Origin of the sequence: Desulfosudis oleivorans Hxd3, assembly GCF_000018405.1 — a bacterium.
GTDB classification, from domain to species: domain Bacteria; phylum Desulfobacterota; class Desulfobacteria; order Desulfobacterales; family Desulfosudaceae; genus Desulfosudis; species Desulfosudis oleivorans.
The window spans coordinates 1,123,469-1,136,946 of record NC_009943.1 but is presented as its reverse complement, the minus strand read 5'-3'; the positions used below and the strand labels follow the sequence as shown (position 1 = coordinate 1,136,946).

13 protein-coding genes are annotated in these 13,478 nt (G+C 58.1%); 7 read left to right on the top strand and 6 right to left on the bottom strand.

Annotated features, from left to right (window positions below):
- The first annotated feature begins 47 nt into the window (after positions 1-47).
- From DOLE_RS05015 to DOLE_RS05000, 3 genes are all read left to right on the top strand, one after another.
- Positions 48-977, top strand: a complete 930-nt coding sequence (locus DOLE_RS05015; protein WP_052294331.1) for a cation diffusion facilitator family transporter — start codon at positions 48-50, stop codon at positions 975-977.
- Positions 974-2,413, top strand: coding sequence for a CCA tRNA nucleotidyltransferase (locus tag DOLE_RS17065; RefSeq protein WP_153304360.1), 1,440 nt, complete (start codon positions 974-976; stop codon positions 2,411-2,413). The genes DOLE_RS05015 and DOLE_RS17065 overlap by 4 nt, the downstream gene beginning before the upstream one ends.
- Positions 2,414-2,508: 95 nt before the next feature.
- Entirely contained in the window at positions 2,509-3,264 is a 756-nt protein-coding gene (locus DOLE_RS05000; protein ID WP_012174400.1) for a TIGR00266 family protein, read from the top strand.
- Positions 3,265-3,294: 30 nt separating this feature from the next.
- Here the strand turns inward: DOLE_RS05000 and DOLE_RS17060 are convergent, their stop codons facing one another.
- Genes DOLE_RS17060 through larB form a run of 3 tightly spaced genes read right to left on the bottom strand, consistent with a single transcriptional unit; the run spans position 3,295 to position 6,198 of the window.
- A complete protein-coding gene (locus tag DOLE_RS17060) occupies positions 3,295-3,936 on the bottom strand; it encodes a CPBP family intramembrane glutamic endopeptidase (RefSeq protein ID WP_012174399.1) in 642 nt (213 codons plus the stop codon).
- Positions 3,912-5,441 (bottom strand): HEAT repeat domain-containing protein, encoded by a 1,530-nt coding sequence (locus DOLE_RS04990; protein ID WP_012174398.1) that lies wholly within the window; start codon positions 5,439-5,441, stop codon positions 3,912-3,914. The genes DOLE_RS17060 and DOLE_RS04990 overlap by 25 nt, the downstream gene beginning before the upstream one ends.
- A 7-nt stretch (positions 5,442-5,448) precedes the next feature.
- Positions 5,449-6,198 (bottom strand): nickel pincer cofactor biosynthesis protein LarB, encoded by a 750-nt coding sequence (gene larB / locus DOLE_RS04985; protein ID WP_012174397.1) that lies wholly within the window; start codon positions 6,196-6,198, stop codon positions 5,449-5,451.
- Between the two features lie 123 nt (positions 6,199-6,321).
- Between larB and kdsB the strand changes: the two genes are divergently transcribed.
- The gene (gene kdsB / locus DOLE_RS04980; protein ID WP_012174396.1) at positions 6,322-7,068 is read left to right on the top strand and encodes a 3-deoxy-manno-octulosonate cytidylyltransferase; all 747 of its coding nucleotides are present in this window, start codon (positions 6,322-6,324) and stop codon (positions 7,066-7,068) included.
- A 59-nt stretch (positions 7,069-7,127) separates the two neighbouring features.
- On the opposite strand, the gene DOLE_RS04975 is transcribed toward kdsB, so the two are convergent.
- Both DOLE_RS04975 and guaA read right to left on the bottom strand, forming a co-directional pair.
- The gene (locus tag DOLE_RS04975; RefSeq protein WP_012174395.1) at positions 7,128-7,919 is read right to left on the bottom strand and encodes a hypothetical protein; all 792 of its coding nucleotides are present in this window, start codon (positions 7,917-7,919) and stop codon (positions 7,128-7,130) included.
- A gap of 6 nt (positions 7,920-7,925) precedes the next feature.
- A complete protein-coding gene (gene guaA, locus DOLE_RS04970) occupies positions 7,926-9,455 on the bottom strand; it encodes a glutamine-hydrolyzing GMP synthase (RefSeq protein ID WP_012174394.1) in 1,530 nt (509 codons plus the stop codon).
- 404 nt (positions 9,456-9,859) lie between these two features.
- Between guaA and DOLE_RS04965 the strand changes: the two genes are divergently transcribed.
- Positions 9,860-10,072: a dodecin family protein gene (locus DOLE_RS04965; RefSeq protein ID WP_012174393.1), complete on the top strand. Its 213-nt coding sequence runs from the start codon at positions 9,860-9,862 to the stop codon at positions 10,070-10,072.
- A 45-nt stretch (positions 10,073-10,117) separates the two neighbouring features.
- Here the strand turns inward: DOLE_RS04965 and DOLE_RS04960 are convergent, their stop codons facing one another.
- A complete protein-coding gene (locus tag DOLE_RS04960; RefSeq protein ID WP_332306753.1) occupies positions 10,118-11,050 on the bottom strand; it encodes a TIGR01212 family radical SAM protein in 933 nt (310 codons plus the stop codon).
- An 801-nt stretch (positions 11,051-11,851) separates the two neighbouring features.
- On the opposite strand from DOLE_RS04960, the gene hemC reads away from it, so the two are divergent.
- Positions 11,852-12,784 carry a hydroxymethylbilane synthase gene (gene hemC / locus DOLE_RS04955; RefSeq protein WP_012174391.1) on the top strand — a complete coding sequence of 311 codons (933 nt, stop codon included), beginning with the start codon at positions 11,852-11,854 and terminating at the stop codon, positions 12,782-12,784.
- Positions 12,785-13,291, top strand: a complete 507-nt coding sequence (gene ectA / locus DOLE_RS04950) for a diaminobutyrate acetyltransferase (RefSeq protein ID WP_012174390.1) — start codon at positions 12,785-12,787, stop codon at positions 13,289-13,291.
- Positions 13,292-13,478 lie beyond the last annotated feature (187 nt).

Here is a 13,478-nt window from a genome sequence, read left to right as displayed (position 1 = left end):
CATATAACCACTGTATGTGCACTTTCAGCGACAGATTGGATGTGGATGTGGAAAGAGAAAAAAATCAAAACGAACCTGCTGAACGGAAACGGTATGAATCAAGCGAGATCGCTCCGGTCCGGCGCATCACCTGGATCGGACTGTTTGTCAATATCGGGCTGGCCGGCCTGAAATTCGTGGTCGGGTTCCTGGGCGCCAGCCAGGCGGTAATCGCGGACGCGGTGCACAGCCTGTCAGACATGACCACGGACATTGCCGTGCTGGTGGGCGTAAAATTCTGGTCCGCACCGCCTGACACCTGCCACCCCTATGGGCACAAGCGGGTGGAGGCCTTGGTGACCATCTTCATCGGCATCACGCTGGCCGCTGTTGCCTGCGGCCTGGCCTACCGGGCCATGGTTACCCTGGGAGATCGGCATGTGCATCACACCACGCTGGTCGCCCTGTGGGGTCCTGTTGCCTCGATTTTTTTCAAGGAACTGCTGTATCACTGGACCGTGCGGGTGGGCCGGCAGGTAAAATCACCGGCCCTGGTGGCCAACGCCTGGCACCACCGGTCCGACGCATTGAGCTCGGTACCGGCCATTATCGCCGTGGTCGGGGCGTCGTTCCACCCTTCCCTGGATATCCTGGACCATATCGGCGCCCTGGTAATCGCGGGGTTTATTCTTCACGTCTCCTGGAAGATTCTGTCACCGGCCCTTGCCGAGGTCAGCGACCACGGTGCATCAGAAGCGGAACAGGACCGGATTTACCGGATCGCCATGACGGTGGAAGGGGTCGCCAACGTGCATGCCATACGCACACGGAAATCAGGGGCACGCTGCCTGGTGGACCTGCATATTCGCGTGGCGCCCGACCTTTCCGTGCGGGCCGGCCACGATATCGCGGAAACAGTAAAAAAAGAGCTTCTCAAATACGGGCCCGACATTCTGGATGTGCTGGTCCACGTGGAGCCCGACGAGCAGGCCCCTTGAGCGAGAAATTCATGTCCGTCTACGATCTTCCCACACGCCTGAACCAGTGGCTGGGTCCGCTGGGGCCAGCCATTCCGAAACTGTATGTTGTCGGCGGGGCACTGCGGGACCACCTGGCCGGCCGCCTGCCCAGGGACGTGGACATCATCTGTGACGAGGCCCCGAATGTGGCCCGTTGCATCGCCAAAGCCCGTCTTTCCGGGGCAGTGGTGGTAAAACTTGAAAAAAAACCCCATCCCCCCTGTTTTCGCGTGGTGGACAAAAACAACCCGGCTGAATCCATTGACGTGGTAACCCTTCACCCGGACGGCATCAGGGCCGATCTTGAGGCCAGGGATTTTACCGTTAATGCCATGGCCGCGGCCCTGCTGCCCGGTGGACGGATCGGCGAAATCATTGATCCGCTGGGCGGCATGGCGGACATGCAAAACCGACTGCTGCGGGCCTGTTCTGGAACCGCTTTTGCCGCCGACCCGGTGCGCATCCTGCGGGCCGCCCGGTTTGCCGCCACCCTGGATTTTACCATTTTCCCGGAAACCCTTGACCGAATGGCGGCAGCCGTGGGCCTGCTGACCCGCAGCGCCTTTGAGCGCATCACCGCCGAACTCTTTGAACTGCTGGCATGCCCTGACGCCCTGCCCCATATTCAAATGCTGGACGACATCGGCGCACTTGACGTGCTGTTTCCGGAAATCGCGGCCATGAAAGGCTGTGCCCAGAACGGGTTTCACCATTTGGACGTGTGGGGTCATACGCTGGAGACCCTTGAACACTGTGAACGGCTGCTGCGCCGGCCCGACGTGCTGTTTACAAAAAACGCGGCCGCCTTTTGCCGGAGCATGGCCGGCAAAAACAGGCTTCCGGTGATCAAGCTGGCGACCCTGCTTCACGATGCCGGCAAACCCGGTTGCAAAATCTTTGACGAAACAAAAAACCGGCAGGTGTTTTACGGCCACGACCGGGAAGGGGAGACCATCGCCGGCAACATCGCCCATCGCATGAAGCTGTCCAACAGCGACACGGCCTTCCTTCAACTACTGGTGCGGTGCCACATGCGGCCCATGGCACTTTCCCGGCCCGGGGTCAAACCCGCCACCATCACACGCTGGTTTGAAACTGTTGCCGACAACGGCCTGGCCCTGCTGCTGCTGGCCGCGGCCGACATCTGCGCCAAATCCGGCAGCCGGGCCGACCCCATGGAAAAAGAGCGCTTTTGCCAGTGGGCCGACCAGACAGCCGCCGACTACTGTCTCCGGATTCGACCGGTGCTGGGTCAGACGGACCTGCTCTCCGGCGCCGACCTTCAGGATATGGGCATGGCCCCTGGTCCGGACATGGGCCGGGTGCTGCGAAAGGTCCGGCAGCATCAGAACGACGGCCGCGTCACCGACAAAGCCGCTGCCCTGGCACTGGCCAGACAACTGGCCGGACTGTGACGCGGCGGCAAAAGAGTGGCGCACCGCCGCCGGGTATGATATGAATCAGCTAAATACTTGTGCACCGTCAATTTTTCGACCCGCAAGGAGGTGTCATGCAGTGCCATAAAGTGGACTATACCCTTATCGGCGACGTCATGCAGGCCGTGGAAATAGGGCTTGATCCCGGCGAAACCGTCATTGCCGATGCCGGCAACATGAACTACATGAATGACGCCATCCGGTTTGAGACCCGAATGGGAGACGGCGCACCGGCGCCGGAAGGGTTACTGGGTTCCCTGGTGGCGGCGGGCAGGCGACTGTTTGCCGGTGAAAATCTTTTCCTGACCCATTTTACCAACACGGCGGGCAGCAAACGACACGTGACCTTTTCCGGGCCCTGCCCCGGCAGGGTCATTGTCCTGGACATGGCCGCCCTGGGCCAGGAAGTGTTCTGCCAGAAAGAGGCCTTTCTCTGCGCCGCCCGCGGCACCCAGGTAAGCATCGCCTTTACCCGGCGCATGGGCCCCGGCTTTTTCGGCCGGGACGGCTTCGTCCTGATGCGCCTTGTCGGCGACGGCATGGCCTTTGTGCATGCCGGGGGCATGGTGGTGGAAAAAACCCTGAAAAACGAGACCATCTGCGTGGACACGGGCTGCATCGTGGCGTTCACCTCCGGTATCCATTACAGCGCACGACAGGCGGACAACCTAAAGTCCATGTTCTTCGGCGGCGAGAATCTTTTTCTGGCCACGCTGAGCGGCACCGGAACGGTCTTTCTCCAGACCCTTCCCCTTTCCCGGCCGGCGGACCGCATCCTGCGACAATTATCGTCTTTTGCCGGCAAACGGAAAGCCGATACCGCGGAATAATGGTCACGCCCCTGATGAAAGACCGTGCCGTCAGATCAGGGCCAGGGTGAATATCGCGGTATTGCCGAGGGCATGAATGACAAAAGGAGCCGCCAGGCTCTTTTCCTTTTCATAAGCCAGGCAGAAGACCACGCCCCCCACGATCTGGGTCACCGGCAGCACAGGCCCCCGCAGGTGAAGGGCCGCGAACACGGCCGTGGATATCACGATCCCCGCTGCCACGCCGTACCGCCGGAAAAACCCGTACAGCACGCCCCGAAAGACCAGCTCTTCCCACAAAGGACCTGCCAGGGAACCGGTCACGTAATAGAGCGGCACGGACCAGTCCCCTTCCGGCAGCCGGACCGCGAAAAACGTCCGCGGGTCCGTGCCCATGGCCAGCAGGGCAGTGCCGGCAATCGCCACGATACCGCCGAACAGGGCCGACCAGACCAGGCCCGCCTTTACCCCCCGTCCCAGGGCCGACCGGCTCAGCCCCACCTCGGCCAATCCTCTGCGCAGCCCCCACACGGCCCCCAGGATAAGGCTGATCTGAACACCCCGTAAAACCAGCAGCACGACCATGGGCCTGAAGCCGTACCGGTCAACCCAGATACCGGCAGTTGCCTCTGTCGCCACCACGATAATCCCCACCGCACACAGGGTGGTCAGCCTGACCGTTCCGGCACCCATCCCGCCCTCCTGGCCGCTCTGAAAGCATAGTGCTGGACATACCAGTCCGTGGATGTTTGCAGCTTGTCCACCAGGGCCCGTCTGAAAATCGCCTTTTCAGCGCTTCCGTGCAGACCGGCCGCCGCCTCAATGGCCTTGCACACCATGTAGTTGGAGTCCGCATCCATCCACCGGATGATCCGGTTCATGGCGTCGGGATGACGGCTGTTGCCAAGGTTTCTCACCAGCCAGTAACGCAGCGCATAATCATCGGCGGCTGACAGCTGTCGGAACCCGGGAAACCGGGATATCTCCATCCCGTTTTCGTGAATGTACCGAAGGGCCGCGATCTTGTCCCTGCGTGTCCCGGACTGGAGCATCTCTGCAACGGCCCGCCGGTCAGCAACCTCCACAACAGGCGTGTCCAGCCAATGAATCACCACAAAAACAAAAAACAGGCAGCAGAGCAGGGGCACGAACACGGAAGCGGTCCGCAAACCTGTCAGCAACCCCGGTATCAGAGAAAACACGGCAAACACAGTCAGGTATAGGACCAGGGGCGCCACCCACACCAGGGTCCACAGGGTCAGGCGGCGAAAGGCCCGTGCGTTATCGGTTTTGTCAGAAAAAGCGTGAAGCAGGCTCCCTGTGTCGGTCAGAAGATCGTCAGCCGATACCGTCATTACCGGTTTTGCATTACGCAACAAAACCAGCCCGCTTTTTTCTCCTCGGATTACAAGATCGGCCCTTGGCGCGTCGCTGACAGAAAAATAGTTATCACCGGCCATGCTTTTCTCAAGTGCCGCGGCCCGCATTTCATCAACTCCTTCAACAGCGTATGCTTTGACCTGTTTTCCGGACAGGGGCCGGAATACCTCGGCCGGATAGAGGGTATACTTGTAATAAAGGTGTACCAACGCCATGCCGGGCCGGGTGGTGAGCATCAGGTTATCCTTGATGTTCACAAACAGGTCCTTGTCGATGCGCGGCGCCCAGACTGCCACCAGCACCAGGATGAGAAAAAAATGCCAGGCCCTTCGCCAGGGCAGCCGCCGCCGGTCATGTCGACAGGGAGACCACCAAAGGGCCAGGGCCATGGTCACCGGCGGCAGAATCAGGAGGAACGCCGAAACGCTGTAACAGAGGCCGTTGCTGTTGGCCCACACCAGTACAGAGGCCCACAGAACGATCAGCACAAGGGTCAGGGCCTTCCGAATTTGGGGTGTCCAGACGGACTGGACCAGCATGACGCCCCCCAGAGAAAGCAGCACGATCCCGGCCCCCAGACTCAGGGTAAAAAAAACGCCCCCACCAAAAGCTGCCTCAAAACCGGTCAGGGCCGGATCGATGCGCATGCCGGGCAGCAGGTGATAGCCGGCGTCCTGCAGGGCCGCCAGCTTTGCTGAAAGGGCACGGTTGGAAAACCAGACCACTCCCGTGGCCACGGCCTGGGCCGCCACCAGCCCCGCCACCAGCACCCGCACCGGATAGAGCAGCCGGAAGGTATCCTTGAAATGGAATATCATCAGACGGTTACTTTCTGTTGATGCAGGCGGCCATGTACCCGGCGCCGAACCCGTTGTCGATGTTGACCACGGCCACGTTGGAGCTGCAGCTGTTGAGCATGCCCAGCAGGGCGGCAAATCCCCCCAGGCCGGCGCCGTAGCCGATGCTGGTGGGAACGGCGATCACGGGCCGGCCCGTCATGCCGGCCACCACCGACGGCAGGGCGCCCTCCATGCCGGCCGCCACAACGATCACCGTGGCCTCTTCAATCAGGTCCCGGTAACCGAACAGCCGGTGAATACCGGCCACCCCCACGTCAAACACCGGTTCCACGGTGTTACCCATGGCCCGGGCCGTAAGAACGGCCTCCATGGCCACCGGAATGTCCGAGGTGCCAGCGGAAAAGACGGCAATGGTGCCCCGGCCCGTATTTTCAGGGGCCTGTTTCTGCCAGACCACCATTCTCGCGTCGGCGTGATAGACGGCCCCGGGAAAGGCCCCTGTCACGCTGGCGGCGATCTCCGGGGTCACGCGGGTCACCAGCACCACGGTCTCCTGGTCGCACATGCGTTCCATGATACCGCACACCTGTTCCGGTGTTTTTCCGGCCCCGAAAATCACTTCGCCAAACCCCTTGCGCAGGCTCCGGTGGTGGTCCACATGGGCGTACCCGATGTCTTCGTAAGACATGCGGGAAAGCCCCTTCACCGCGCCGTCCACGGGAAGTTTGCCGCTTGCAACATCTGCCAATATCTGTTTTAATGCAGCCAAATCCATGACGGTACGCCTTTCGGTCTGTCGGCCGCCAAATAAACGGCACAACGGGTCGTTAAAAATAGGCGGATATTCCGCGTGGCACTGTTATATCACATCCGTTAAAAAACAAGAAAGCCCAGGCAGATGAAAATTGCGGCCATCATTCCATCGCGGTACGGTTCCACCCGGTTTGCGGGAAAGCCCCTGGCCCCCATTGCCGGCATTCCCATGATTCAGCGGGTCTATGACCAGGTCAAACAGGCCATATGCGTCACGGACATTGCCGTGGCCACCGATGACCGGCGCATCGTTGAAGCGGTGACCCGTTTCGGCGGTAATGCCCTGATGACGTCGGCGGCCTGCCGCAGCGGCACGGACAGGGCCGCGGAAGCGGCAAAACAGATGGGCCTGGCGCCGGAGGATATCGTGGTCAACATTCAGGGAGACCAGCCCCTGATCGCGCCCCAGACCATTGACGAGACCCTGGCCCCCCTGCTGTCCGACCCGGACCTGGGCATGACCACCGCCGCCTTTGCCATTATGGACAAACAGGAGATCACCAACCCCAAAGACGTGAAAATGGTATTTGATGCCGACGGGTTTGCCCTCTATTTTTCCCGGTCCCCCATTCCCTTTGCCAGGGACAAGGATACACGGTTTGATACCTTCAAGCACCTGGGCATCTATGCCTACACGCGACGCTTCTTAGACATATTCACTCAACTGCCCAACGGCGTTCTGGAAGAGATTGAAAAGCTGGAGCAGCTCCGGGCACTGGAACACAGCCACCGGATCAAGACGGTGGTCACCCGCTACGATTCTCCGGAAGTGGATATTCCGGAAGACATCCCCCGCATCGAAGCCATGATGGCTTCGATGGCCGCTGATTAAAAATAGAAGACACGCTTCGGCCATCGAATGCCGGGTCAGGCGCTCCTACCGCATTTGAATCAGTTCTGCAGAGGCTCTTCCTTAATCCCCGTGGAACCTGTGGTGCCCTGGGGGGGAGTGGTGTTTTGTGCCGGCGCGGGGGCGGCTGACGGGGCCGGCTGGGTGATTCGGGCAATGCGTTTTTCAAGGTCCTGAATGCGCTTTTCCAGCTTTGCCACAGCCGCATCCAGCTTCTGGGTATAGGTCTGCTCGTTGTGGGAAAGAACCCGCTCCAGCTCGGCCCGGCCGGCCTTTTCCGTATCAATGCGCTTGAGTTCCGCTTTGAGCCCGTCGATGCCTTCGGTCAGGGTCTTGGTCCGCCCGGACAGAGCGGCAAGCTCGGAGGCCAGGCGTTTGGTTTCGGTGGAAAGCGCGGAAAGTTCCTTTTTCATGTCATCGTCGGCCTGAGTCGTCTTTTTGGACGTGCTGATAAGCGAATTGATGTTTCTGGCCGCCTTGTCAATGGCCTGGGTGTTCTTTTCCACGGCGGGCAGGGCCTTGTCCACCTTCTGGGCAAGGGCGGTCTGGGCCGCTTTTATCTCGGCCACCCGGGCCTCCATGGTGCCGGAAATCTCTTTTACCGTGGCCGATCCGGAATCCTGAAAGGTTGTCACCTGCTGGCGGATGCTGAAATAGCCGATCACCACGATGATGCCGATCAGGCAGGGAATGATAATCGCCATCAGGGTCACCTTCCAGCCCAGGCTGTCGAGGCGCTGTTCCAGAATATCCTTGGCATAGTCGGCGTCCGCGTCCTTTTTGCCGAACGACATGTTGAAGTGATCGTCTTCCGGAATATCATGATGTGTCATGCGAGTTTACTCCCATTCAATGGTGCTGGGCGGTTTGGAACTGATGTCGTAGACCACCCGGTTGACGCCCTTCACCTCGTTGATGATCCGGTTGGAGATGCGGCCCATCAGGTCATGGGGCAGCCTTGCCCAGTCCGCGGTCATGGCGTCTACGCTGGTGACGGCCCGAATGGCCGCGATGTTTTCGTAGGTACGCTTGTCTCCCATGATGCCCACACTCTTTAACGGCAAAAGCACGGCAAAGGACTGCCACAGTTTGCGATAGTATCCGGCCTTTCTTATCTCCTCCAGCAGGATGGCGTCGACCTCCCGCAGCAGGGTCAGCTGCCGCCGGTCCACCTTGCCGATGATGCGAATGGCAAGGCCGGGACCGGGAAAGGGCTGGCGGTGGACCATGTCGTCATCCAGGCCCAGGGTTTTTCCTAAAAGGCGCACCTCGTCCTTGAAAAGAAACCGCAGGGGCTCGATAAGCGAAAGCTTCATTTTTGCCGGCAGCCCGCCCACGTTGTGGTGGGACTTTATAATGGACGTGGGCCCGCCGAATGCCGACTGGGACTCGATTACATCCGGATAAAGGGTGCCCTGGGCCAAAAAATCGGCCCCCTTGATTTTTTTGGCCTCGGCCTCAAACACATCCATAAAGATCTTGCCGATGATCTTGCGCTTTTTTTCCGGATCGGCGACCCCGGCCAGGGCCTTTAAAAACCGGCCCGCGGCATTGACAAACCGAATGTTGAGTTGAAGTTTTTCGGCAAACACGGCCTTTAACTTTTTTGCCTCGTCCTTGCGCAAAAGGCCGTTGTCCACAAAAATACAGGTCAGCTGCCTGCCAATGGCATGGTGAATCAGCAGTGCCGCCACCGACGAGTCCACGCCGCCGCTCAAGCCCAGAATCACCCGCTTTTCGCCCACTCTTTCCCGAATCTCGGCAATCGTCTCCTCGGCAAAGGCGGCCATGGACCAGGTGGGCCTGCACTTGCAGATGTCAAACAGAAAATTGGCGATCATGGTGGTGCCTTCGGCGGTGTGGGCCACCTCCGGATGAAACTGAAGGCCGTAAAACTTTCGCCGGGTATCGGCAATGGCCGCGATTTTCGTGTTTTCCGTGGAGCCGATGATCTTAAACCCCGGGGGAACGGTCTCGGCCGAATCGCCGTGGCTCATCCAGCAGGTGGTCTTTTTGCCGACCCCCTTGAATATCTTTGCCTGCGCCTTGACAGCCAGCTCGGCAAACCCGTACTCCCGCTTTGTCGCGGCGTGCACGGCGCCGCCCAGTGCCCCCACCATGAACTGCATGCCGTAGCAGATGCCCAGGACCGGCACGCCCAGGTCGAAAACCGCCTTTGTCACCTTTGGGCTGTGCTTTTCATAGATACCTGAGGGGCCGCCGGAAAGGATAATGCCTTCCGGCGCCAGAGCGCGAATTCGGCTGATGGTGATGGTGGGGGGCTCGATCTGGCAATAGACCTTGTTTTCCCGCACCCGCCGGGCAATAAGCTGGTTGAACTGTGAACCAAAATCAATAATCAGAATCATTCCGGAATATCACCTTCCTTGTCTTTGTATTTTCCTGTGGATATCGTGGCGATGGTTCTATCATGTTTCGATTTTTATTTCAAAATTTTTCAGGTGGTTGATCATTTTTGCGCTATCGCTTGACTCTGGAAAGCATCTTCCCTATAGTGAAGTCGTGTTGTTGCGAAACCGGTTTTCGCAATACCCATCCACTCACAACAATTCCTCTTCCGGTTTTCGATATGCAGACACGCTTTTTTATCCACCCCTGCCGAAACCCGAAAGAGGCTGTATTCTCAGATAACGCTTTTCCGCCGAAACTGTCCGGCGCGCCGGTTTTTACCCGGCATGCCGGGTAATAGTGCCCGGGTCAGGAGTCGGTATCGACACGGGCGCAAACCACAACCCCAAACAAGGAGGACGGCATGGCTAACAGCGTTTACAAAATCATCAACCTGGTGGGCACCAGCGACAAATCGTGGGAAGATGCGGCCAAGGCCGCGGTGGACCAGGCCGGAAAATCGCTCCAGGACCTGAGAATCGCCGAGGTTGAAAAGCTGGATCTGAAACTCGAAGACGGAAAGGTGGTGGCCTACAGGGCCAATGTACGGGTATCGTTCAAATACAAGGGGAACTGATCCGCACGGCTGTCACCGGGCGGGCACCCCCCGCCCGGTGACAGATCACCCCGGGCCTGGCAGGGTTTTGTAATGCTTTCCCTGCCACGAATCGCGGCGCTCCAGTGTATCGTTGATAGCCTCTAGCGTTCCCCGCTTGTCCAGGGTCCACAAAGGCGCCACCAGCTCATCCGGATGGGGGTCTCCGGTGAGCCGCTGAATCACCATAGTCGGCGGCAGCACCTCCAGCACGTCGCACACCGCGTCCACGTAATCCTGCTGCTCCATGCACCGGTAGTCCCCGTTGCCCGACATGGCCGCCAGGGGTGTTCCCCGGACCACGTACAGCACGTGAAACTTTACTCCGGCCATGCCCAAATCCGCGATATACCGGCCTGTTTCCACCATCTCTTCCCGGCTTTCACCGGGCAGCCCCAGAATGATATGGCCGCAGACCAGCAGCCCCCGGTCCACAGCTGCCTGAACAGCGGAAGTGGTGCAGGCGGTGTCGTGTCCCCGGTTGATAATGGCCAGGGTCCGGTCCAAAGCGCTCTGCACCCCGATCTCCAGCCACACCATGTGCTGTTTCGCATAGGATGCCAGCAGGTCCAGCACCGCGTCGTCCACGCAGTCCGGCCGGGTGCCCACGGCAATGCCGACCATGTCAGGCACGGCCAGGGCCTCGTCGTACAGGGCCTTCAGCCGGTCCACCGGCGCGTAAGTATTGGTATACGCCTGAAAATAGGCGATGAATTTTTTAGCCTTAAACCGGCGGGTCATAACCTGCCGGCCGGCCAGCAGCTGATCGGTCACCGACAGCCCTCTGGCGTGGGCCCCGGTTCCCGAGCCCCGCGCATTACAGTAAATGCACCCCCCGGAGGAAAGGGTACCGTCCCGGTTGGGGCAGGAAAACCCGGCATCAAGGGTGATCTTGTGCACCCGGCATCCAAAAACCGACCGGAAATAGCGGTTCAGATCGTAATATCGTCTCTCCGGCATCATACCATCCCTGTTCTGGAGGCCCCATGGTTTACCGGTTGATGCGGCCGCGCACAAATCTTCCTGCCAACGGGCCCGCCATGCAGGGGACAATCTATCACACCAGTGCCTCCCGGAAAAGCGGTACCTTGCGCCTGCCGTGTGCATCGGCCCGGACAGCACCGGTCGAAGACCTGCACTGTTTCATCAAACAACCGTTTTCATGTAAAATATTGGTTCTTCTCCCAATTAGTGGTAGTAAAGGCTTGCATAATTTTCAGTGCAGTTGATGGCTTTGCAAGGGGCCAAGGGTTCAAGTGGTCAAGTAAAAAGCTATAAATAAAGACTTGATGAAGCCCGAACGTTCGGTTTATGGTTTGAAATCAAGATATTATTAACTAACGATTCAATTCCCTTTGGAATAACAATAGAACACTAACAAAAACAGGTACAGAGCCTTTATAAATCTTTCAAAAACAAACCCTTGGACCCTCGACCCCTTGAATCCTTGAACCCTGCGCATCCACGAAATCGGAGAAGATCCAAATTTTTTAATTATCCCCGGGCTTAACCAGGACAAAAGCCGTCTCCAGGAGGATAAAAACGCCAATCTACGGATAAAATTAAAAAAACGTTGACACACAAGTTTGAGCTTGCTATAGATAGTTATTTTAAAGGTAATTGCTTATTTTTTTAATTTTCAAGCGGTTTTTTCCTTGTTTATGCTGAAAAATTTTTACTTTTTTCTATATAATTGATTAAAAAATTTTTTCTTACAAGGTACTAAAAAAGTACTAACTTAACTATAACGTACTGTTAAAAATGGAAATAAGAATAGGTTCGAGAAAAAGCAGTCTGGCGATGTGGCAAACCTGTTATGTTGAAGACAAGTTGAAACAGTCGGGTATAACCACTTCCATTCTGCCCATTGATACCCGGGGAGACCAGGTTCTGAATGTGGCCATCGCGAAAATCGGCTCCAAGGGCGTGTTCACCGAGGAGCTGGAGGCAAAGCTGGCCGACGGCGATATCGACATTGCCGTGCACAGCGCCAAGGACATGCCTTCCGTGCTGCCGGACGGTTTTGAACTGATCGCCTTTACCGACCGGGAAGAGCCCGCGGATGTTCTGGTGAGTCACAAAAAAGATCTGGACATCAGTGATTCATCACGACCGGTCACCATCGGCACCTCATCGGTGCGGCGCCAGGCCCTGCTGGGACGGTTTTATCCCCATGTCCGGACCGTGGATATTCGGGGCAACGTTCAGACCCGTGTTCTAAAAATGAAAGAAGGCCTCTGCGACGCCATTCTCATGGCCTATGCCGGTATCCATCGAATGGGCATGGACGACCTGATCGTCCACACGTTTTCGCCCGACACATTTATTCCACCGGTGGGACAGGGGTGCATTGCGGTGGAGGCATCCAGCCGCCTGGCTGCTGAAAAAAAAGAGGCCATTCGGGCCTGTATCAACCACCCGGCCAGTGAAACCTGCCTGCTGGCTGAAAGGGCCTTTCTGAAACGGCTGGAAGGGGGCTGTTCGATTCCCGCCTTTGCCCTGGCCCGTTTGAATGGCGACCGCCTCACGCTTTCCGGGGGACTGATGAGCCTGGACGGCAAAAAATTTATATTCAACACCCGCGCCGGCGCCGGCAGCCAGGCAACCGCCATCGGCACGGATCTGGGAAACCATGTTCTGGAAAACGGCGGCGCCGCCCTGCTGGCAGAAATCAGAAAACAACAGACCACATAAATGGATACCACAGACAACATTCAAATCGTCCGTCCGGTTCGGGGCGACGGTCCGGCCATGAAACGGATCGCCCAGGAGACCGGCGTGCTCTCCGTGAACTCCACCTACTACTATGCGCTGATGGCGCGCCATTTTAACAACGCCTGCATGGTGGCCCGTTGCGGGCAGACGGTGTGCGGTTATATCACCGGTTTCTTTCTGCCCGACCGGCCCGACACCCTGTTTGTCTGGCAGATCGGGGTCTCCCCGGAGGCCCAGGGAAAGGGCCTGGGCAAAAGCCTGTTGGTCGCTCTGGCCCAACAGGCCGAGCCTGAATTTATCGAGGCCACCATTGACCCGGACAACACGGCATCCATTCATGTTTTTCAATCAGCGGCAAGGCACCTGGACGCGGACTGGCTGTTTTCCGACACTCCCTTTTTTGACAAAACCGATCTGGGAGAGACCGAACCGCCGGAAAACCGCATGCGAATCGGGCCCATCCGCCTGGCACCGCGAGAAGAATAGTCCTGTACGTCACAGCAGTGCAAGGGATTCGATTTCGATCCCGATAGCGATTTTGCTTTGGCAGCGAGGATGCCACCCGTTTCAGCATCTTGAGGGAAGACCCTCGAAAAATTAAATTAAAAAAAATGGAATAGCAGATATTCAACCATGCCGGGAGATTGCTTCGTCGCTTTACTCCTCGCAATGA